At 63.3% G+C, this 18,286-nt stretch carries 15 protein-coding genes and 2 tRNA genes; 10 read left to right on the plus strand and 7 right to left on the minus strand.

Annotation, left to right across the window (positions count from 1 at the left end):
* Nucleotides 1–464 precede the first annotated feature (464 nt).
* On the minus strand, nucleotides 465–3,839 hold the full coding sequence (locus tag NKJ73_RS24920) for a hypothetical protein (RefSeq protein WP_352571433.1): 3,375 nt from the start codon (nucleotides 3,837–3,839) through the stop codon (nucleotides 465–467).
* A 96-nt stretch (nucleotides 3,840–3,935) separates the two neighbouring features.
* Here NKJ73_RS24920 and NKJ73_RS24925 point away from each other — a divergent pair, with 96 nt between their 5' ends.
* Complete coding sequence (locus NKJ73_RS24925; protein WP_352571434.1) at nucleotides 3,936–4,403, plus strand: peroxiredoxin; 468 nt, start codon at nucleotides 3,936–3,938, stop codon at nucleotides 4,401–4,403.
* Nucleotides 4,404–4,541: 138 nt separating this feature from the next.
* The gene (locus tag NKJ73_RS24930; RefSeq protein WP_352571435.1) at nucleotides 4,542–5,822 is read left to right on the plus strand and encodes a M23 family metallopeptidase; all 1,281 of its coding nucleotides are present in this window, start codon (nucleotides 4,542–4,544) and stop codon (nucleotides 5,820–5,822) included.
* A gap of 75 nt (nucleotides 5,823–5,897) precedes the next feature.
* Here the strand turns inward: NKJ73_RS24930 and NKJ73_RS24935 are convergent, their stop codons facing one another.
* Complete coding sequence (locus NKJ73_RS24935) at nucleotides 5,898–6,689, minus strand: alpha/beta fold hydrolase (protein WP_023674672.1); 792 nt, start codon at nucleotides 6,687–6,689, stop codon at nucleotides 5,898–5,900.
* Nucleotides 6,690–7,011: 322 nt separating this feature from the next.
* Here NKJ73_RS24935 and NKJ73_RS24940 point away from each other — a divergent pair, with 322 nt between their 5' ends.
* The 6 genes from NKJ73_RS24940 (at nucleotide 7,012) to NKJ73_RS24965 (ending at nucleotide 12,598) form a co-directional block, all read left to right on the plus strand.
* The gene (locus NKJ73_RS24940; RefSeq protein ID WP_352571436.1) at nucleotides 7,012–8,178 is read left to right on the plus strand and encodes an ROK family transcriptional regulator; all 1,167 of its coding nucleotides are present in this window, start codon (nucleotides 7,012–7,014) and stop codon (nucleotides 8,176–8,178) included.
* Nucleotides 8,175–8,939, plus strand: coding sequence for an ATP-binding cassette domain-containing protein (locus tag NKJ73_RS24945; RefSeq protein WP_352571437.1), 765 nt, complete (start codon nucleotides 8,175–8,177; stop codon nucleotides 8,937–8,939). The genes NKJ73_RS24940 and NKJ73_RS24945 overlap by 4 nt, the downstream gene beginning before the upstream one ends.
* Nucleotides 8,940–8,978: 39 nt before the next feature.
* On the plus strand, nucleotides 8,979–10,019 hold the full coding sequence (locus tag NKJ73_RS24950) for a sugar ABC transporter substrate-binding protein (RefSeq protein WP_352571438.1): 1,041 nt from the start codon (nucleotides 8,979–8,981) through the stop codon (nucleotides 10,017–10,019).
* Between the two features lie 163 nt (nucleotides 10,020–10,182).
* The gene (locus tag NKJ73_RS24955) at nucleotides 10,183–11,178 is read left to right on the plus strand and encodes an ABC transporter permease (RefSeq protein ID WP_352571439.1); all 996 of its coding nucleotides are present in this window, start codon (nucleotides 10,183–10,185) and stop codon (nucleotides 11,176–11,178) included.
* The gene (locus NKJ73_RS24960; RefSeq protein WP_023674668.1) at nucleotides 11,175–11,945 is read left to right on the plus strand and encodes an SDR family oxidoreductase; all 771 of its coding nucleotides are present in this window, start codon (nucleotides 11,175–11,177) and stop codon (nucleotides 11,943–11,945) included. The genes NKJ73_RS24955 and NKJ73_RS24960 overlap by 4 nt, the downstream gene beginning before the upstream one ends.
* Nucleotides 11,942–12,598 (plus strand): GNAT family N-acetyltransferase, encoded by a 657-nt coding sequence (locus NKJ73_RS24965; protein WP_352571440.1) that lies wholly within the window; start codon nucleotides 11,942–11,944, stop codon nucleotides 12,596–12,598. Before NKJ73_RS24960 ends, NKJ73_RS24965 begins: the two co-directional genes overlap by 4 nt.
* Nucleotides 12,599–12,801: 203 nt before the next feature.
* On the opposite strand, the gene NKJ73_RS24970 is transcribed toward NKJ73_RS24965, so the two are convergent.
* Complete coding sequence (locus tag NKJ73_RS24970) at nucleotides 12,802–13,134, minus strand: hypothetical protein (RefSeq protein ID WP_352571441.1); 333 nt, start codon at nucleotides 13,132–13,134, stop codon at nucleotides 12,802–12,804.
* A 186-nt stretch (nucleotides 13,135–13,320) separates the two neighbouring features.
* Nucleotides 13,321–13,396, minus strand: a tRNA-Val gene (locus tag NKJ73_RS24975).
* Nucleotides 13,397–13,613: 217 nt separating this feature from the next.
* Here NKJ73_RS24975 and NKJ73_RS24980 point away from each other — a divergent pair.
* Nucleotides 13,614–13,690 (plus strand) — tRNA-Asp (locus tag NKJ73_RS24980).
* Nucleotides 13,691–13,784: 94 nt separating this feature from the next.
* Here NKJ73_RS24980 and rbsK read toward each other — a convergent pair.
* The 3 genes from rbsK to NKJ73_RS24995 are packed head-to-tail and all read right to left on the minus strand — an operon-like array spanning nucleotide 13,785 to nucleotide 16,273.
* Complete coding sequence (gene rbsK, locus NKJ73_RS24985) at nucleotides 13,785–14,726, minus strand: ribokinase (protein ID WP_031211227.1); 942 nt, start codon at nucleotides 14,724–14,726, stop codon at nucleotides 13,785–13,787.
* 4 nt (nucleotides 14,727–14,730) lie between these two features.
* Nucleotides 14,731–15,183: an RbsD/FucU family protein gene (locus NKJ73_RS24990; protein ID WP_352571442.1), complete on the minus strand. Its 453-nt coding sequence runs from the start codon at nucleotides 15,181–15,183 to the stop codon at nucleotides 14,731–14,733.
* A 31-nt stretch (nucleotides 15,184–15,214) separates the two neighbouring features.
* On the minus strand, nucleotides 15,215–16,273 hold the full coding sequence (locus NKJ73_RS24995) for an ABC transporter ATP-binding protein (protein ID WP_352456634.1): 1,059 nt from the start codon (nucleotides 16,271–16,273) through the stop codon (nucleotides 15,215–15,217).
* Nucleotides 16,274–16,566: 293 nt separating this feature from the next.
* On the opposite strand from NKJ73_RS24995, the gene NKJ73_RS25000 reads away from it, so the two are divergent.
* Nucleotides 16,567–18,231, plus strand: a complete 1,665-nt coding sequence (locus NKJ73_RS25000) for an ABC transporter substrate-binding protein (RefSeq protein ID WP_023674663.1) — start codon at nucleotides 16,567–16,569, stop codon at nucleotides 18,229–18,231.
* Nucleotides 18,232–18,286: the final 55 nt, after the last annotated feature.

Consider the following 18,286-nt stretch of genomic DNA (forward strand, 5'->3'; position numbering starts at 1 on the left):
GTCGATGCCGGGATCAGCCAAGTGTCTGCCAGCTAGGTGGTCTGCGGCAGGAGTGCTCTTGTCGAGAGCAATGCGGCTATCGGCGTTGGTTGGGTGGCTATCTTGCAGAATATCGCACCGCAGCGTGCAATCAGCGGGATTCGCGGACCAAGAGGGTTTCGAACTTCCCTGTTGAGGCAACCATGCTGTCGCCCAATTTCCGCTAAACTGGCGAATGAAGCCGTTCAACGGCAGAACATCGAATGACCGCTCCTGGCGCAACTACGCTCTCAAGCGCGGTCGCCGGTGATGTCCGCTGTAAGGCGGTGGCACAACTAACTTTAACGGCCGACATTAGGCGTAAAGCGGCCATTTAGGCCCGGGCGGACGTCAGTCGCCTTTGGATCATGGGCGTGAATTCGCGGGGCGGACGAGCGGCCGCTTAAGATCAAAACTCGGTCGCTCGAGGTAATTGGGTTTTGACCTCAGCGATACTCGAAGATCGACCGGAAAATCCCGGGCGCTATCACCGATAGCGGATTGACCTCCAGGTTCGGCTTGTTGGCGTTGCCCTTGAGCCTGTAGGTGACGCCGATCAGGCCGCGGTCGCGGCCGTTGCCGAGCAGTGCGCCGATCAGCGGCAGTTCGCCGAAGATGCGGTTTACGCCGTAGGCCGGCATGAACGTGCCGGTCATGTCCATATTGTTGTTCTGGTCGTAGAGCGTGCCCTGGAAGGTGGTGCCGATGCGCGAGCCGCGCAGCACGCCGTTGCGCAGCTTCAGATAGCCGCTGCCCTTGTCGATTTCGCTGAAACCGCGCTCGAAATTCACCCTCGACGTGTCGAGATTGCCTTTGACCGCCTCGTTGAGGCTGCGGCTGTCGCCGGCCGGCGTCGTCGACACGATCGAGGCGAGCTTCGGCTCATTAACGATAAAGAAGTTCTTGGCGTCGACCTGGCCTTTCATCGGCCCGTCGCCGGCCCCGGTGAGCGCCAGCGTGATCGAGCCGCCTTCCATATGCTCGTAGATGTTGAGGAAGCGCAGTATGGCGCCGGCGTCGGCCGACTTCATGTTGAGCGTGCGCAGGCCGCCGCCGGTCGTGTTGCTGATGGTGATGGCGGCTCCCGAACTTGCTGTGGCGCTCACCTTGAGCCCGTTCACCCGGGAGCCGGCGGCGCTGTAGTCGAGCTTCAGATTCGACAGCACCTCGTCATGGAAGCCGGTCAGGGAACTGACGTCGGCGCTGACCGAGATCGCATCGACGCCAGTGGTCTTGGTGGCGGTGTCGACGTCGGACGTGAATTGCTTGATCAGCGAGCGTGCGTCTAGCGCGCTGCCGCTGACCTCGACAGCATAGGCCTTGCCCGACCGCTTCACCGAGACGGCGACGTCGTCGCCCCTGTTCAACGTGACCTTGCTGAACCGGGCCGAGGACAAGGCGCCGTTGACCAGCACCGCGCTGCCGTCGATGGAAAAGGTCTTGCCATCGAGTTCGAAATTGGAGAGCGTCGTGGTGTCGCCGGTCTTCGCCATGGCGAAGACGACCTTGGCGGGAATGCCAGGCCCCTTGCTCCAGCCGGCCCAGGGAATGTCCAGCCTGGCATTGGTCAGGTCGGCCGACACGTTCTGGTTGCCGGTGCCACTCTTGTCGATCGCCACCTTGATGGTTCCGGAAAGCAGCGTCGACAGGCCAGGCATGGCGGTGGCGCGCGTCTTGTCGTCGAGCACCAGCGCCACTTTACGACTGCGCGGCGGGCCGCCATCCCTGAGCGGCTCGATCAGGTCGAGCTCGGCCGGAATGCCGTTGAGCAGCGCCTTCGCCGAGATCACCGCCCGGTCGGGCGCGACCGTGATCGAGCCGTCGGCATGGCTGACTGTCTGGCCCTCGAACGGCTTGCCCAGCGACAGGTCCTTGTAGTCGAGCGCCACCAGCCAATCGAGTTTGGAAGAGTCGACACCGGACTGCAGCGGAATATCGGCCTTGACGTGGCCGGTCACCGTGCCGGATAGGTCGTCCGGCAGCAGGCCGACATGGCGCATGGCGTTGATCGGGTCAAAGGATGCCAACTCGGCGATTGCCGGCGCCTCGCCGGCGACATCGATGTCGAGCGCGCCGATCACCGGCGGATGGTTCGCGGCCTTGACGGTGAGCGTGCCGTTGCTCGCCGCCACCGTGCGGCCGCTCGGCATATAGACGCTGCCCGACGACAGCGCGACGTCGACGTCATTGCCGTGGAAGCCGACGACGCCAACGGCATCGCGGATCGGCGGAATGCGGCCGGCCGTGTCGAAGCGCGATCCTTCGACCTGGAATCGGCCGAACACTTCATCGGCGGAAAGCGGCACGCCGTTGCCGAGCCGTCCGGGCACGACCTGGAACTGCAGGCTGCCATCGACGACGCGGCCGCCGAACAGGTTCTTAAGCACCCACAGCCTGGCATTGCGCGCCGAAAACCATGGCCATAATTGCTTGACGTGCGAGACCGGCATGTCGTGGACATTGAGCGCCACCGATATGCCCGGCGCCTGGTTGGCGACGAATGAAACCGAAGCCGTGCCCAGCACTTCGCTGCCCGGTCCGGACCGGACGCCGATCTGCTCGGCGACCAGCTTTTGGCTCGTCGGCTGGTAGACGCCGGCGATACGGGCAATGAAGCTGAGTGCCGGCTCCGGCGAATCGGAAGGCGCCAGGGTCGAACCGTCGCTGGTCAGGTCGTAACGATAGGATGGCTCCTCGCCCGCTGCGCCGGTAGCCGGCTTCGGCCCGATCGAACCGGCGAAATCGAAGGTCGAGCGGCCGGTTTTCACCAGCAAACTGTCGACCTGGATTTTGTTCGACCCGGCGACGAGTGTTGCATCGAGATCGATGTCGGCCGGAAGCAGGCCGCGCGAACCGAGATCGAGCACCGATCCGGTCAGTGACAGGGCAGCGGTCAGCCGCGAACCGTTGTCGCCGGTCCCTTCCGACCCCGCCAGCTTCAAGGCGATCGCACCCAATTTGCCACCTGCCGCAGTGTCGGCATCCGCTGCCTGGATGCTGGCGTCCAGCGTGGTGATGCGTCGCGTCGCCGGATCGCGGGTGGCGGAAGCGGCGATGGTAAGCGCCCTGCCGTCGACATCCGCGTCGGATGAAAACTCCATGCTTCCCGGTCCCGACTGCGAGACGGAGGCCTCGGCGATGGTGACCGACTTGACGGATCCGGTCTCGGGCAGTGCCAGTTCGACGTTGCGCAGATCGATCTGGCGCATCGAATCCTCGCGCACCGCGTCGAGCGCGCGGTTGAGGTTGGCGAAGACGGCGGCGGAAAGTTTTTCCGGATCGATGAGGCCGTCCTGGTTGCGCAGCTCGGCCGTCCAGTCGCCGCCGGACGGCATTGCCGCCATGACGATGTGCGCGTCGGAAATCCGGGCGCTGGTCAGCCGTACCTCGCCCGAAAGCAACGGGATCAGCCGGATGCCGAAGCGGACCCGGCCTGCATCGGCCATTGGTTTTCCGTCGGCGGTCTTGAGGCTGACGTCGCTGACCTGCAGCGCAATGAAGCTCGACCCGTCAAGCGTCAGCCGTGCCGGCCCGACGGCAACGTCGACATCGAAGCCGGCCAATTTCTCGATTGCCGTTTCGGCTTCCGCGCGAAGCCGCTCCGAGCCGAAGCCGGACACGCCGATCGCATAGACGCCGGCGGCAGCCAGCAACACAAGGGCGACAAGGCCGGCAAACAGCCGCGCCATCATACGGACGCCGCGACCGATCGACGCCTGGCCGAGCGGCGGGACGCGGCACGCGGACGGAAAGGTTCCCAGGTCGGTGATCTCGTCACGCCTGAACCTGATCTTCTCGTGCTGCGGTAGCTCCTGATCCACGCAATCTTCCGTTGAAACGAATTCGATCGTGGACGAATCCCCGCTCGACATTATATCGATGCAGCCTGGCGCGTAACCTCAAACAAGGGCATCGATATGGCTGACCTCGACGTGGGCGATGTTGCGCCGCAGTTCGATCTTCCGCGCGACGGCGGCGGTTCACTCAGCCTCGCCGCATTGCTGGGAAAACCCATCGTACTCTATTTCTACCCACAGGACGACACCACAGGCTGCACCAACGAGGCGATCGGCTTTTCGCAGTTGAAGCCGGAGTTCGAAAAGGCCGGCGCTGTCGTCATCGGGCTCTCGCCGGACAGCGTCAAGAAACACGACAAATTCAAGGCGAAATACGATCTGAGCGTCGACCTTGTCGCCGACGAAGAGCGCAAAGTGATCGAGGCTTACCATTTGTGGGTAGAAAAGAAGCTCTACGGCCGCACCTATATGGGCGTCGAGCGGGCGACGTTCCTAATTGGCCGGGACGGACGCATCGCCAGGATCTGGCGCAACGTCCGCGTCAAGGGGCACGCCGAAGAAGTGCTGGAGGCGGTTCACGCCCTTTGAGAGCTGCGCCAGGCCGCTGCAATTCGATACCCGTTTTGCGCGAAGACCTTTGCCTGTCGTTCGATCCGGCAAAACTTTGTTAACCCTAATAATGTGTAATCAGGCTCGTCGTTGGTGTCGTAACGAAAGCTTGGTCCCGTGAACGTAGCCAGTCAGTCAGCGGTCTTCGGCAGACGCAAAGAGCCCCACACGGTCATCATCGCCCGGGGCGACCAGATAAGGCATTTCACCATACGCCCGTGGCTTGCGGCATTTTGCGGCTCGGCGCTGGCGGCGATCGTCATTGGCTACCTGCTGGCGACCTCCTATCTGGTGCTGCGCGACGATCTGATCGGTGCCACGACGGCGCGGCAGGCGCGCATGCAGCAGGCCTACGAAGACCGCATCTCGGCACTGCGCAGCCAGGTCGACCGCATCACCAGCCGCCAGCTACTCGATCAGCAACTGATGGAAACCAAGGTCAGCGAGCTGCTGGAACGGCAGAGCCAGCTCAGCCTGCGTCACGGCCGCCTCGGCCCGATCCTCGAACGAGCCGAAAACGAGGTCGCAACGCCGCCCGTGCCGGCGGCAAAGCCGGACGAACATGCCGACGCGACCGGGAGTATCCAGCCGACGGCGTATACTGTCGCCAGCCTTGCCGCTCCTGTGGGCGTTGACGACACCAGGCCGTTCTCGCTGTGGTCGACCCGCGCCGATCCGCTGCCGAGCGAAAGCGCGGCCGACCGGGCAGACAAGCTCTTCGTTTCGATCAACAACTCGCTGAAGGCCATCGAGAGCCAGCAGCTCACCCGCATCGCTACACTTGCCGACAATGCCTACAAAAGCGCCGACGCGATCTCGCAGGCGCTCGAGGCCGCCGGCCTGCCCGTCGATAGCGAATTCGAAAAGAGCGACGTTGGCGGCCCGCTGATACCACTCGACAGCTCGTTGGTCTTCGACAGCAAGGTCAAGGAGTTGGACGAGGCTCTTGACGCGCTGGATCATCTTAAAAAGGAAGCGCGCCGGCTGCCGCTCGCCAACCCCGCCCCCGGCCGCAGCGTTACCAGCCCATTCGGCGTGCGCACCGACCCCATCCTCGGCACGGCCGCCTTGCATTCCGGCATGGATTTCAGGGCGCCGGTCGGTATGCCAGCCAAGGTCACGGCAGCCGGCGTTGTCGTCAAGGCCGGCTGGAACGGCGGCTACGGCCGCATGATCGAGGTCGACCACGGCAACGGTTTTGTAACGCGTTACGGGCATCTCAGCGAAATCGACGTCGCCGTCGGACAGAAGCTCGATGCCGGAGACATCATCGGCAAGACCGGCAACAGCGGCCGCTCAACCGGCCCGCATCTGCATTACGAGGTCCGCCACAACGGCGAGGCAATCGATCCGCTGCGGTTTTTGACCGTCGGCAAGAAGGTCGAGCGGTATCTGTAGAGCCGGCGATTCATTCGGCGTGAAGCCTAGCGCGCGGCCAACCGCCCGCCACGCAATATCAAAGATAGATCGCTTTCAGCCCTCAGCAGCAGCCATGAACGCGCCGAGCCGCCGGTTGAACGGCTCACCGGTCTGCTGAACGCTGTGCCCCGCGCCGGCGATCACGGCACGATCGGCACCAAGCACGTTTTCGAGCACGTCGCAGACGGCGTCGAATGCTGCGCTGTGCCCGCCGGATACCACCAGTTTCGGGAACGGCGCATCGGCAAGTTGCCGAAGCGGAATTTCGGCCTCCCATGGCCCGCGTTCGACGACGAGCATGGCCGCGCCTTGCGCGAGCGGGAGCGGCAGCGGGTCTGGCAATTGTATCGCCGAGCCGACCAGATGGAGGAACTGGCGCAAGAAAAGCGCGGGATCGTCGCGGGGTCCGCTTTGCCAGTGGGTCTTCAGGCGCGTCACGAGTTCATTCACGGCAACATCCCCGCGCGCAAGGTCAAAGGCCGGCGGCTCGATCACCGTGAGCGAACGGATCGCTCGCGGGCGCATCGCTGCTGCAAGAAGAGAGATGACGCCGCCATAGGAATGCCCGACCAGATGGACGCGGCTTTCGTCCCAGAGGTCATGCGTCCGATCGAGGAATCCGGCGACCAGTCCGGCGTCGACGACGAAATCCTCGCGTTCGGCAGGGGAACTTGATCCGTATCCGGGCCGGTCGATCACAACCAGCTTCCAGCGCTCCGCAAGCGGTTGCTGGGCGGACCATGTCATCATGCCGTTCGTGACGCTGCCGTGGACGAACAGAACCGGCGGCCCGTCGCCCCGCACCTCATAGCCGAGATCAATCCCGTCGAGGGTCAGCTTCGGCATCGCATCTCCTCCCGCAGACCGGCGAGAGGAAGTATGCTCCCTGCAACGGAAAGGCGCAACGAACTCCGATCCCTGGCCGGCTCACAGCCGGGTTCCGAATGGGCTTCAGGGCGCTGATCGGATTGCCGGCCAAGGTCATGCCTGGCTCCCGTCCAGCCGGTGGCGCTTCATACTGGAAAATTGCCAGAGTTGGCCCATCCGCCAGCGGGCGCGAATTCGCCGGCGTTAGAAGGACCTTGGCCACAGGCGAATTATTTTTGAATTCCATTTGACTGAATAAATATTCGGTGCGAACCTCTGCTCTCTCTCGAGGGCACAAGGCATGGCACTGCGGGGAACCAATCAGGAGTTCGGGCGGCCGTATAACCGGCGCATCGTGCTCGAATCCATCCGCCTTCACGGACCGATCGCCCGCGGCGACATTGCCAGGCGGGTCGGGCTCACCGTGCAGACCGTGTCTACCATCGTTCGCGAGCTGGAAGAGCACGGTTACGTGTTGTCGCTGCGCGAAGAGCCCAAGGGGCGCGGCCTGCCACCGGCAACGCTGCGCATCAATCCGGAAGGCGGCTATGCCGTCGGCATCCACGTCACCCCGCTGGGCATCAATGCCGCCCTGATCAACCTAAGCGGCGATGTTATCGAGAGCACCTACCGCGAAGCCCCAAATGCAACGCCCGACCACGCTTTCGAGCTGATCGGCGCCATGGTGCTCGAATTGACGGCATTGCGGCCCGGCGGCCGCGTTCTCGGCATTGGCATGGCGCTGCCCGGACCGTTCGGCGTGGAGTCCATGAGCTTTGTCGGGCCGACCACCATGACCGGCTGGAAGGATGTGGCGCTGCGCGAGCGGTTGGCCGCCTCGACCGGACTGCCGGCCTTTTTCGAAACCGATATGGCGGCGGCTGCCATCGGCGAGCGCCTCTACGGCCTCGGAACGGCATATTCCGAGTATTACTATCTTTATTTCGGCGTCGGTCTCGGCGGCGTCATGGTGCATGACGGGGCGGCATTGCGCGGCGCCTGGGGAAACGCCGGTGAAATCGGCCACATTCCCGCGGTGCCGGGCGGCGAGCCCTGCCCGTGCGGCAATCGCGGCTGCCTCGAACGGTATCTCTCGCTCGAGGCGCTGCGGCGCCGCAACATCGCCGACGCCGAGTGGGTGAGCGAGATTGCGCCGATCTTCCGCAACGCCGTCACCATCATCGAAAACCTGTTCGATCCCGAAACCATCATCCTCGGCGGGCTTGCCTCCACCGACCTGCTCGAAAGGCTTGCCGGCGCGGCCGCGCACCTGCCCAATTCGGTCTCGGCGCGAAGCGACCGCGCGACCCCCCGCGTCCGCGTCGCGCGCGGCGGCCAGCATGCGGTGTTGCGCGGCGCCGCCGCGCTTGCCGTCTCAGGAGTGCTTTCGCCGCGCTTCGGCCAGATCTTCACCGCCGAGCGCGAACGCGGTCGGGATCTCTTGCATAACAAGGGGATCGCAGCATGAGTGAACCGCTGCTGGTGCTCGACAATGTAGCCAAGAATTACGGCGCCATCGAAGCGCTGAAAGGCATCAGCTTTTCGATCGACAAGGGCGAAGTGGTGGCGCTTCTTGGCGACAACGGCGCCGGCAAATCGACGCTGGTCAAGATCATTGCCGGCGGCCTCGAGCCGACCTCCGGCCGCATGCTGTTCGAAGGCAAGGAATTCCTCGCCAAATCCCCCGCCGAGGCCAAGGCCGCGGGGATCGAGACGGTCTACCAGGACCTGTCGCTCTGCACCAATGTCGACGTGGTCGCCAATTTCTTCATGGGCCGCGAGATCAGCAGGAAGGTTCTCGGCATTCCGGTGCTCGACGAGCGCGCCATGGAGCAGGTGGTGCAAAAGGCACTGGCCAGCGCCGGCACCCGCATTCCCTCGCTTCGCACCAATGTCGAGCATCTTTCCGGAGGCCAGCGGCAGGCCATCGAGCTCAATCGGTTCGTGCATTTTGGCGGCAAGCTGGTGCTTCTCGACGAGCCGTTCGCGGCGCTCGGCGTCGAGCAGACGCGGCGCGGCCTCGACATGATCCGCCAGGTGGCGAGCCAGGGCATCGGCGTCGTCATAATCACTCATATCATGCAACAGGCCTTCCAGGTCGCCGATCGGATCGTGGTGATCCGGCAAGGCGTCGTGGCGGGCGACGTCGCACGCAACAAAACAAGTCCCGACGCGGTGATCAACATGATCACCGGAGAGACGCTCGCCGGTGCCGGACCGACGAACTGAGGGACAAACGAGGGGTCCGGCGCAAGAGGAGCGAACGACATGAAGAAAATACTTCTTTCCGTCTTCGGTATCCTGGCACTGGCCTTTGCCACGCTCACGCCGGCATTCGCCCAGTCCAAGGGCACCGTCTACTACATGGTGCCGACATTGCTCGATGAGTTCCAGACCGGCTCGGTGAGCGCGCTGGAATTGTTCCTGAAGCAGGTCGGCTACGAGATGAAGACGCTGAACGCCGACAACAAGACCGACGCTCAGCAATCGCAGATGAACGACGTCATCGCGCTGAAGCCGTCGGCGATCATTCTTGCCGCCGTCGATTTCAATGCGCTGAAACCGTCGATCGAGGCCGCCCGCGCCGCCGGCATCCCGGTCGTCGAGTTCGACCGCCAGATCACCTCGACCCCGTCCGACTTCACCTCGGTGGCCGGAACCGTCGAGATCGGCTACGTCGCCGCCGACCAGGCGCAAAAGCTCCTGACCGCGAAAAACGGCTCGGTGAAGGGCAAGATCCTGCAGGTGCTCGGCGATCCGGGCGACCCCTACACGCTCGATATCCAGAAGGGTTTCGAGGAGAAGATGAAGGCGTTCCCGGACGTCAAGATCATCTCGCTGCCGGCCATGCAATGGGCGGCGGATGCAGCCGGGACCATCGTGAACGACCAGCTGCTCGCCAACCCCGACATCGACCTGATCTTCAGCCATGCAGCGCATCTTTCGGTCGCTGCCGTCGCCTCGCTCGAGGCCGCCGGCAAGAAACCGGGCGACGTCATGCTGATGAGCTCGAACGGCGCTCCGGTCGGCCTCGACCTGATCCGCAAGGGCTGGCTCAACGTCGAAGTCGAGCAGCCGCTCTATGCCCAGGCCGCGGCGGTCGCCATGTTCATGGACAAGGTGGTCAACAAGCAGGAGATCAAGCCCGGCGAATATGATGTGCTTGGCCTGAAATCGACCCTGACCAAAGAAGCGTGGGGGCCGAACATCAAGATCCCCGGCGCTGCGATCACCAAGGAAAATGTCGATAACCCTGCCTTCTGGGGCAACATGAAGCCGCCGACCGAAACCATAAAGCCGGTCGAATAGCAAACTCGCCAGAAGCTCCGGGCCACACAGGCCCGGAGCCAAGCCCTGCAGCCCGGTGCGTTCAAGCGGACGCGCACGGGAACGTTGCAGCAAATTTCAACCGCGCCTGATCTTTCCGAAAACCGAGTGGTTTTTTCGGGGTCGGCGCCAACTGGATCCGCAGATGAATCCCCGCACGCGCCAAACCCTCGAGTTCATCCTCGACAATCTCGTCTGGTTCATGCTGGTCTTCGTGCTGGTGGTCTTTTCCATCCTCATCCCGAACTATTTTCAGCTCGGCATCTTCGCCAACATCATCGAGGCATCGAGCGTGCTCGGCGTCATGTCGATCGGCCTGGCGCTGGTCATCATTGCCGGCCATATGGACCTGTCGGTCGAATCGGTGGCGGCGCTCAGCGCCATGGCGGTCGGCATCCTGTTCTGCTCGTCGGGCATCGGCCTCGGCATCCAGTTGCAGCCGCAATGGCTGATGGTTCCGGTTTCGCTGCTCATCGCGCTTGCGGTCGGCGGCCTCATCGGCGCCTTCAATGGCTACCTGGTGATCAGGGTCAAGATGAGCGCCTTCATCATCACCCTGGCGTCTTACATCTGGGTGCGCGGCCTGGTGCTGGTCATCTCCGGCGGCCGCTCGGCGCAGGACCTTGCGCCGGCGATCCGCTGGTTCGGCATCCAGCGCCTGGGTGGCCTGCCGCTGACAGCCTGGATCGCCATTGCGTGTTTCGTGGTGTTCTCGCTGATCATGGCCAAGACGCCCTTCGGCCGGCACCTGGTCATGATCGGCGGCAACGAGACGGCGACCTTCCGCGCCGGCATCCGCGTCAACCGCAACCTTGTCATAGCCTTTGTCCTTGCCGGCGCCATCGCCGGCCTTGCCGGCTGGGTGCTGGCGATCCGCACCTCCGGCGCGACAGCTAATCTCGGCGTCGGCCTGTTGTTCAATGCCTTCGCCGCGGTCGTCATCGGCGGCGTCAGCCTGAAAGGCGGCGTCGGCACCTTGCCCGGCGTCTATGCCGGCGTGCTGCTGCTCTCGGCCATTAACACGGCGATCAATTTGATGGGCCTGCCGGCCAACTTCACCCAGGTGATCCACGGCCTGCTCGTCCTCGCCGCGGTGCTGCTCGACGCATTCAAGCAAACCATCCGCCAGAGGCTCGCATGACCGGCCGTCTGGAAGATAAGGTCGCGCTGATCGTTGGAAGTGCGCGCGGGATCGGCAAGGGCATCGCACAACGCTTTGCCGAAGAGGGCGCGACGCTTGTCCTGGCCGATACCGAGGCTGAGGCCGGGCAAGCGACTGCGGACGAGCTCGGTGCCGCCTTCATCCGCACCGACATCTCGCAGATGGCTGATGCCGAGGCTGCTGTTGCACTGGCGCTCGACCGTCACGGCCGGCTCGACATCATGGTGCAGAATGCCGGAATCTATCCCTGGCAATTGCTGGAAAACACCAGTCCCGACGATTGGGACCGGGTCATGGCGGTGAACTTGCGCGGCAGCTTCATCGCTGCTCGCGCCGCACTGGTGCCAATGAAGGCACAGCATTTTGGCCGCATGCTGTTCACCTCCTCGATCACCGGCCCGCATGTCACCAGCCCCGGCCACGGCCATTATTCAGCGACCAAGGCCGGCATCAATGGGCTGATCCGTTCGGCTGCGCTCGAATTCTCGGGCTACGGCATTACAGTCAACGGCGTCGAGCCCGGCAACATCCTCACTGAAGGCATAGAGCAGCATCGCGGTGCGGCCTTCATCAAGAACATGGAAGACGCCATCCCGCTCGGCCGTCTCGGCAGCCCTCGCGATGTGGCCAATGCCTTCCTGTTCCTGGCCTCTGACGATGCCAGCTACATCACGGGCACGACCATCATCGTCGACGGCGGGCAGCTTTTGCCCGAGGGCAAGGATTTCCGGCTGCTGCCGCCATGATCCTCGATTTCGGCGGCGGTTTCTTCCTGCGCCGGGCGACCACCGCCGATCATGCAGCGCTTGCGATGATCTGTCTCAAGACCGGCGATGCCGGCAAGGACGCCAGCGGCCGCGAGGACGACCCGGAACTGCTCGGCCTCCTCTACACTATTCCCTACCAGGTGCTCGAACCCGAGCTGGCCTTCATTATCGATAGTCCCGCAGGTGCGGCCGGCTACCTGCTTGGCGCGGCCGATACGGGCGCTTTCAATGCCAGCCTGGCATCAGAGTGGTATCCCGACCTTCAGCGGCGCGTGGCGGACCCGGGACCCGACAGCTCGCGCTGGCGCGGCAGCGACTGGGCGCGGCATCGGGTCCATCATCCCGATTTCGCTGTTCCGCCTGCGCTGACCGCCTATCCGTCGCATGGCCATATCGACGTGTTGCCGCAAGCGCGCGGGAAAGGCATCGGCAGGCGCGCGATGGCCTTCCTCGAGCAGGGGCTTGCCGCGAGCGGCTCGACCGGCATCCACCTCGAAGTCATGCCGGAGAACGATGGTGCGCTAAGGTTCTACAAGGCGATTGGATTTGCGGTGGTGCAGGACGCTGATTCATCGAAGCGTTGTGTTTATGTGGCGAAACGGATTGCTCACGCTCCGGCGATTGCAGGCTGATCTGCGACAAGCCAATCGCCCAAGTTGCAAAGAACCGGGAGGCCTATGGAAGTACAATGCTGCCGTTCTGTAGCAGCCAGTTGCCCCGCGTGAACACCTTTGCCGCGGGAACGAAACCTTCGTCGCGTGCTCCACCGCAGACACGAAAGTCACCAGCATCACGGTGCGGGGCTAATTCGAGTGTTGGCGGAGCGTCTACTAGTTCATATGGGCGGCAGGGGAACATCCGCGACCGTTCCCCCGGCCACAATCGAGAGCACATAAAGCAGATAAATGGCTAATACCAACAGGGCGAGGAATGAACCGCTGGCAAAGACTCCTGCAACCGCGGCGTCGGGATAAGCTTCGACTTGTTCTTTCTTGAAGGTGTCTTCTTCGTTACGGGTTGTGTTCACAACCCGTTCGCCTGGAAGCCGGTTTTTTTCAGCTTCCTTCGATATCTTATCCGCGAGATCTCCTGCGATCACGGGATCGTCCGGAAGATGACTCACAAGCCATCCAGGAATATTTTCGCTCCCGCCCATGCCCATACGCAATTGAGATACTGCAAGTTGTAGCTTTCGGCAATCGTTTCCCTCATGAGAGGCAAGCAGATCAGACTTAAGTCCCTGCGGAAAGACAGTTCGAATCAGACCAAAGTCCGAGTAGCACAGTGGTCGGATGCGTCTCACCTGGGCGATCAGCTTGAGCGGTGTAGCCCAAACTGAACACATCGAGGAAAATGGTGGGCGATGACGGGCTCGAACCGCCGACATCTTCGGTGTAAACGAAGCGCTCTACCAACTGAGCTAATCGCCCGCCCCGGGCCGGACCTTTAAGCAGTTAGGACCGGCTTCGCAAGGCCAAATGAGCGGCGAGTGGCTTGGCCGGGAGCCGGTTTCGGCAACAAAGTTCGGCTTGTCAAAAAACCTTCTCCTGTTTGCTGTTATGCTGTCCGGGTCCGCTTGACACCCGGTGGCTTACCCCTTATCCACCGCCCCAACGACGAACACGGCTGACACGTGCTCGTCTATGCGCGGGTGTAGCTCAGTTGGTTAGAGTGCCGGCCTGTCACGCCGGAGGTCGCGGGTTCGAGCCCCGTCACTCGCGCCATTTCTCCTTTGGGGTCACGTCCCCTTGATGTCGGAGAAATGTCGACGTTGATTTGTCAAAAACCGTCTTCGTTCATGATGTAATCCATACGGTCTCACCCCTCGGCGAGCAGCGCCTCGACCTCCTGCAGCGTCGGCATGGACGGCGCGGTGCCCGGGCGCGTCACCGAAATGCCTGCGACGGCGCAAGCGAAGCGCACCGCCTGCAGGGGTTCCATCCCCCTCGACAGCGCCGCAGCCAGGCCGCCATTGAAGGCGTCGCCCGCACCCGTGGTCTCGATGACCGGGCCGGCGGCGACCGCTGCGACATGCTCGGAACGGTCGGCCGTGTGCAGCAGCGCGCCCTTTTCGCCGAGCGTCACGATTACAGCGCCCACGCCCTTCTCGAGCAGGCTGTCGGCGGCACGGCGGGCATCGTCGATGGAGGATACCTTGATGCCGGTCAGTTCCTCGGCCTCAGTCTCGTTCGGCGTGACATAGTCGCAAAGCGTGTAGATACGGTCCGGAAGCCTGGCCGCCGGCGCCGGGTTGAGGATGGTGGTCACCCCTGCCCCGCGCGCGATCTCCAGCGCCCCCAGCGCCGCCTCGATCGGCTGTTCGAGCTGGGTGACGAAAACGCCGGCCGCGCGGATCAGGCCGGCATTTGCCTCGATATCGGCGGGCGAGATCAGCATCGCCGCACCAGGGCTGACGATGATCGCGTTGTTGCCGCTCGTCTCCTCGATGAAGATATAGGCGGCACCGGTGTAGCTTTCCGGCGTGTCGATGACGGCGCTCTTCACGCCGGCGTGCGACCAGGTCTGTCTCGCCATATCGGCAAAGGGATCGACGCCGAGGCGGGTAAGGAAGGTGATATCGGCGCCGAGCCGGCCGGCTGCCACCGCCTGGTTCGAGCCCTTGCCGCCGGGGCCGAGCGTGAAGGACGTGCCCAGGATCGTCTCGCCCATGCGCGGCTGGCGGGCGGCGCGGTAGGCCGTATCGGCGACGAAGACGCCCAATATGACAACCGGCTTCATGACGATCGGTTTCGCCGGCATGCCGCTACTCCGCATCCGGTGGCACGACGCCCTTGCGGAACGCAAAACAGCCATAGAAGCGGCGCTCGCCGGTCTGGATGACGCAATAGGCCTTCTTGGCGCGTTCGTAGAAGGCGTAGCGCTCGACCGAGATCATCGGCCAGGCCTTGCCCTCGGCGGCATCGATCTCTTTTTGCACTTCCTGCTGCACGGCGGGAATGTCGTCCGGCTTGCCGACGATCTCCATGCGCGCGGCCGCGTCGTCGACGAAGGTGTCCAGCGGATAGAGCGACAGTACCGCCTTGACCACGTCGGCCGCCGACGCATCGATGCGCAGCAGCCGGCCAAGCACGGTCTGGCGCGCCACCGAATCGGACGGGAAATTGGTGTCGGCGATAATCAGATCGTCACCGTGGCCCATCGCCCGCAGCGCCTGCAGCACATCGGCATTGAGCAGCGGATCGATTCCTTTGAGCATGGTATTCCTCGCGAAGTTTGCTGGGGCGAAATCAGAGACGCTTGCCGGTCTCTGCGTCGAAGAGATGCACCTGGTCGAGCCGCGGTTTCAGGTGCAGTGTGTCGCCCGGCTTGAAGTCGTGGCGCTCACGGAACAGCGCCACCATCTCGCCCTCGCCGAAGCGCAGGAACACCAAAGTCTCGGAACCGGTCGGCTCGACCACCGAAATCTTCGCCGGAACACCATCGGGATGGATTTCGAGATGCTCGGGCCGCACGCCGTAGACGACATTACGGCCATCCTCGACGGCACTGGTTGCCGCAATCGGGAACGGCGTCCCGGCGATCTCGACGACGGGCTTGTCGCCCTTGCGCACGACGCCCTTGAGCAGGTTCATCGAGGGCGAGCCGATGAAGCCGGCGACGAACAGGTTGGCCGGCCGGTCGAATAATTCCAGCGGCGCGCCGACCTGTTCGATGCGACCGTCGCGCATCACCACGATCTTGTCGGCCATGGTCATGGCCTCGATCTGGTCGTGGGTGACGTAGATGGTGGTGGTCTTCAGCCGCTGGTGCAGTTCCTTGATCTCGGTGCGCATCTGGACACGCAGCTTGGCGTCGAGATTGGAGAGCGGCTCGTCGAAGAGGAACACCTGCGGGTTGCGCACGATGGCGCGGCCCATGGCGACGCGCTGGCGCTGGCCGCCAGAGAGCTGGCGCGGATAGCGCTTGAGGTAGGGATTGAGGTCGAGGATGTCGGCGGCGCGCTTGACCCGCTCAGTGACCACCGCCGGGTCGGTTTTGCGCAGCTTGAGAGCAAAGGCCATGTTCTGCTCGACCGTCTTGTGCGGATAGAGCGCGTAGTTCTGGAACACCATGGCGATGTCGCGCTTGGCCGGCGGCAGATGGTTGACGACGCGCTCGCCGATGGCGATGGTGCCGCCGGAGACCGTTTCCAGCCCGGCCACCATCCTCAGCAGCGTGGACTTGCCGCAGCCGGAAGGCCCGACCAGCACCACGAACTGCCCGTCGGCGATGTCGACGCTGACATCGTGCAGAACCTTGACGGTTCCGAACGCCTTGGCCACATTGCGGATCGCGACTTGAGCCATCATTCCCCCTTCAGTTGCCGTGAAGCTAAACAACGCAAACGGCGAGGGCAAGTCAGTCTCTTATAGATAAAAAACCCATTCACGTTGACACCGCACTTCGTTGTGCGAATAGTGACAGTGTCCGGCTTATGACCCTGTTCCGGGCGCACCGGTACGCTTGTCCGGCACTGAATGCCAAGCGTCGCGGGAGGGAGAATTCGGGCCGCTATTTACGGGAGTCGCTGTCGTTGGGGAACATAATCGGCGCTCCACCATCTGAACCAATTCACAATTGACCTTCTGGGAGGAACGAAATGAAAGTCAGCCTTTATAACCAACTTGTCCGCGCCGGGGCCACCCGCCGCGACGTGCTGAAGGGAGCGGCCAGCATGGCCGCCCTCGCGGCGGCCTCAAGCGCCGGACTTGGTGCGCTGACGCGCACGGCTGCGGCCGCCGACGACCTGCGTGCGCAGATCCTGCAGATCCCGGGTGTCGGCAAGGGTCAGCCGACCGATGCCGACTTCCAGCAGGTCGGCGAGCTTTGCCTTGGCGCCACCAAGGCCAATGTCAAGGAAGGCGAATTCGCCGGTGTCGAACTCACCTTCATGGGCCTCAACAACCAGAACCTGCACAATGTGCTGTTTCGCGGCTTCCTGAAGCCGTGGGAGACCTATACCGGCGCCAAGATCAACTGGATCGACCTGGCGCAGGCTGACTACAACGCCCGCCTGCAGCAGTCGATCGCGACCGGCACCGTCGATTTCGACATCATCGAAATGGGGGCACCGTTCGAAGGCGACGTCTGCGGCAAGGGTCTCACCTCCGAGATGCCGGACTGGGTCAAGGACCAGATCGACATGAAGGATGTCGTGGCCTATCTGCAGCCGCCGGTGGGCACATGGGACGGCAAGCAATATCGCGTGACCGTTGACGGCGACGCGCATAACTTCAACTACCGCACCGACGTGTTTGCCGATGCCGACCTCGCCAAGGCCTGGAAGGACGGCGGCGGAGAAGGCGAATGGGGCGTGCCGAAGACCTGGCAGCAGGTGCAGGCGGTGACGAAATTCCTCAAGGGCAAGCAGGTGAAGGGCCAGGATGTCTTTGGCTATCTCGATGCGCCCAAGCCCTGGGGCGGTTTCGGCTTTTATTTCCTCGGCAGCCGCGCCAGCGCCTACGCCAAGCATCCCGACGACAAGGCCTGGCTGTTCGATGCCGACACGATGAAGCCGCGCGTCAACAATCCGGCATGGGTGCGGGCGATCCAGGACGTCATCGATGCCCTGCCCTCCGAACCTGCCGACCAGATCAACGCCGACCCGAACACCACCGCCTTCCAGCAATTCTTGGCAGGCACCGGTTCGATGGTTACCTGGTGGGGCGACGTCGGTTCGAACGTCAAGACCAACGATTCCTCGGTCGTCGGCGACATCACCGGCTTCTCGATCCTGCCGGGCTCGGACGATGTCTACAACTCCAAGACCGGCCAGTGGGACAAGCTCGCCAGCGGCCCGAACCATGCACCGAACTGCGCCTATCTCGGCTGGGGCGTTTATGTCATGGCCCGCGTCGACAGCGACGAAAAGAAGAAGAAGGCGGCATGGTCTGCCGCTGCCCATCTCGGCGGCAAGGACCTGTCGCTCTGGTGCGCGGCCTATCCGTCGGGTTTCCAGCCCTATCGCAACTCGCATTTCAACATTCCGGAATGGGTGGCGGCGGGCTACGACGAGGCGTTCATCACCTCGTATCTGAAGTCGGAAGCCGACAGCTACAACCATCCGAACGCGGCGATCGAGCCGCGCATCCCCGGCATCTTCCAGTACTACAGCGCCGCCGAGGACATTTTGGCCAACACCTTTGCCGGCAAGATGAAGGCGCAGGAAGGCGCCGACGCCATCGCAGCCGCCTGGGAGAAGCTGACCGACCAGATCGGCCGCGACAAACAGGTCAAGCTCTACAAGGCCTCGCTCGGCATGTAGGCTGAGATAGTGAAACTGGTTCGGCGGCGCACAGCCGCCGGACCTCACCTTGACC

This window comes from Mesorhizobium sp. M0074 (assembly GCF_040322975.1).
GTDB lineage: Bacteria > Pseudomonadota > Alphaproteobacteria > Rhizobiales > Rhizobiaceae > Mesorhizobium.

Bases quoted from the DNA above. Each gene is read 5' to 3' on its own strand.
- NKJ73_RS24940 (WP_352571436.1), top strand. From the start codon at position 7,012: ATGGCACTGCGGGGAACCAATCAGGAGTTCGGGCGGCCGTATAACCGG.
- rbsK (WP_031211227.1), bottom strand. From the start codon at position 14,726: ATGCCGGCGAAACCGATCGTCATGAAGCCGGTTGTCATATTGGGCGTC.
- NKJ73_RS24995 (WP_352456634.1), bottom strand. From the start codon at position 16,273: ATGGCTCAAGTCGCGATCCGCAATGTGGCCAAGGCGTTCGGAACCGTC.
- NKJ73_RS24990 (WP_352571442.1), bottom strand. From the start codon at position 15,183: ATGCTCAAAGGAATCGATCCGCTGCTCAATGCCGATGTGCTGCAGGCG.
- NKJ73_RS24945 (WP_352571437.1), top strand. From the start codon at position 8,175: ATGAGTGAACCGCTGCTGGTGCTCGACAATGTAGCCAAGAATTACGGC.
- NKJ73_RS24965 (WP_352571440.1), top strand. From the start codon at position 11,942: ATGATCCTCGATTTCGGCGGCGGTTTCTTCCTGCGCCGGGCGACCACC.
- NKJ73_RS24955 (WP_352571439.1), top strand. From the start codon at position 10,183: ATGAATCCCCGCACGCGCCAAACCCTCGAGTTCATCCTCGACAATCTC.
- NKJ73_RS24950 (WP_352571438.1), top strand. From the start codon at position 8,979: ATGAAGAAAATACTTCTTTCCGTCTTCGGTATCCTGGCACTGGCCTTT.
- NKJ73_RS25000 (WP_023674663.1), top strand. From the start codon at position 16,567: ATGAAAGTCAGCCTTTATAACCAACTTGTCCGCGCCGGGGCCACCCGC.
- NKJ73_RS24935 (WP_023674672.1), bottom strand. From the start codon at position 6,689: ATGCCGAAGCTGACCCTCGACGGGATTGATCTCGGCTATGAGGTGCGG.
- NKJ73_RS24925 (WP_352571434.1), top strand. From the start codon at position 3,936: ATGGCTGACCTCGACGTGGGCGATGTTGCGCCGCAGTTCGATCTTCCG.
- NKJ73_RS24960 (WP_023674668.1), top strand. From the start codon at position 11,175: ATGACCGGCCGTCTGGAAGATAAGGTCGCGCTGATCGTTGGAAGTGCG.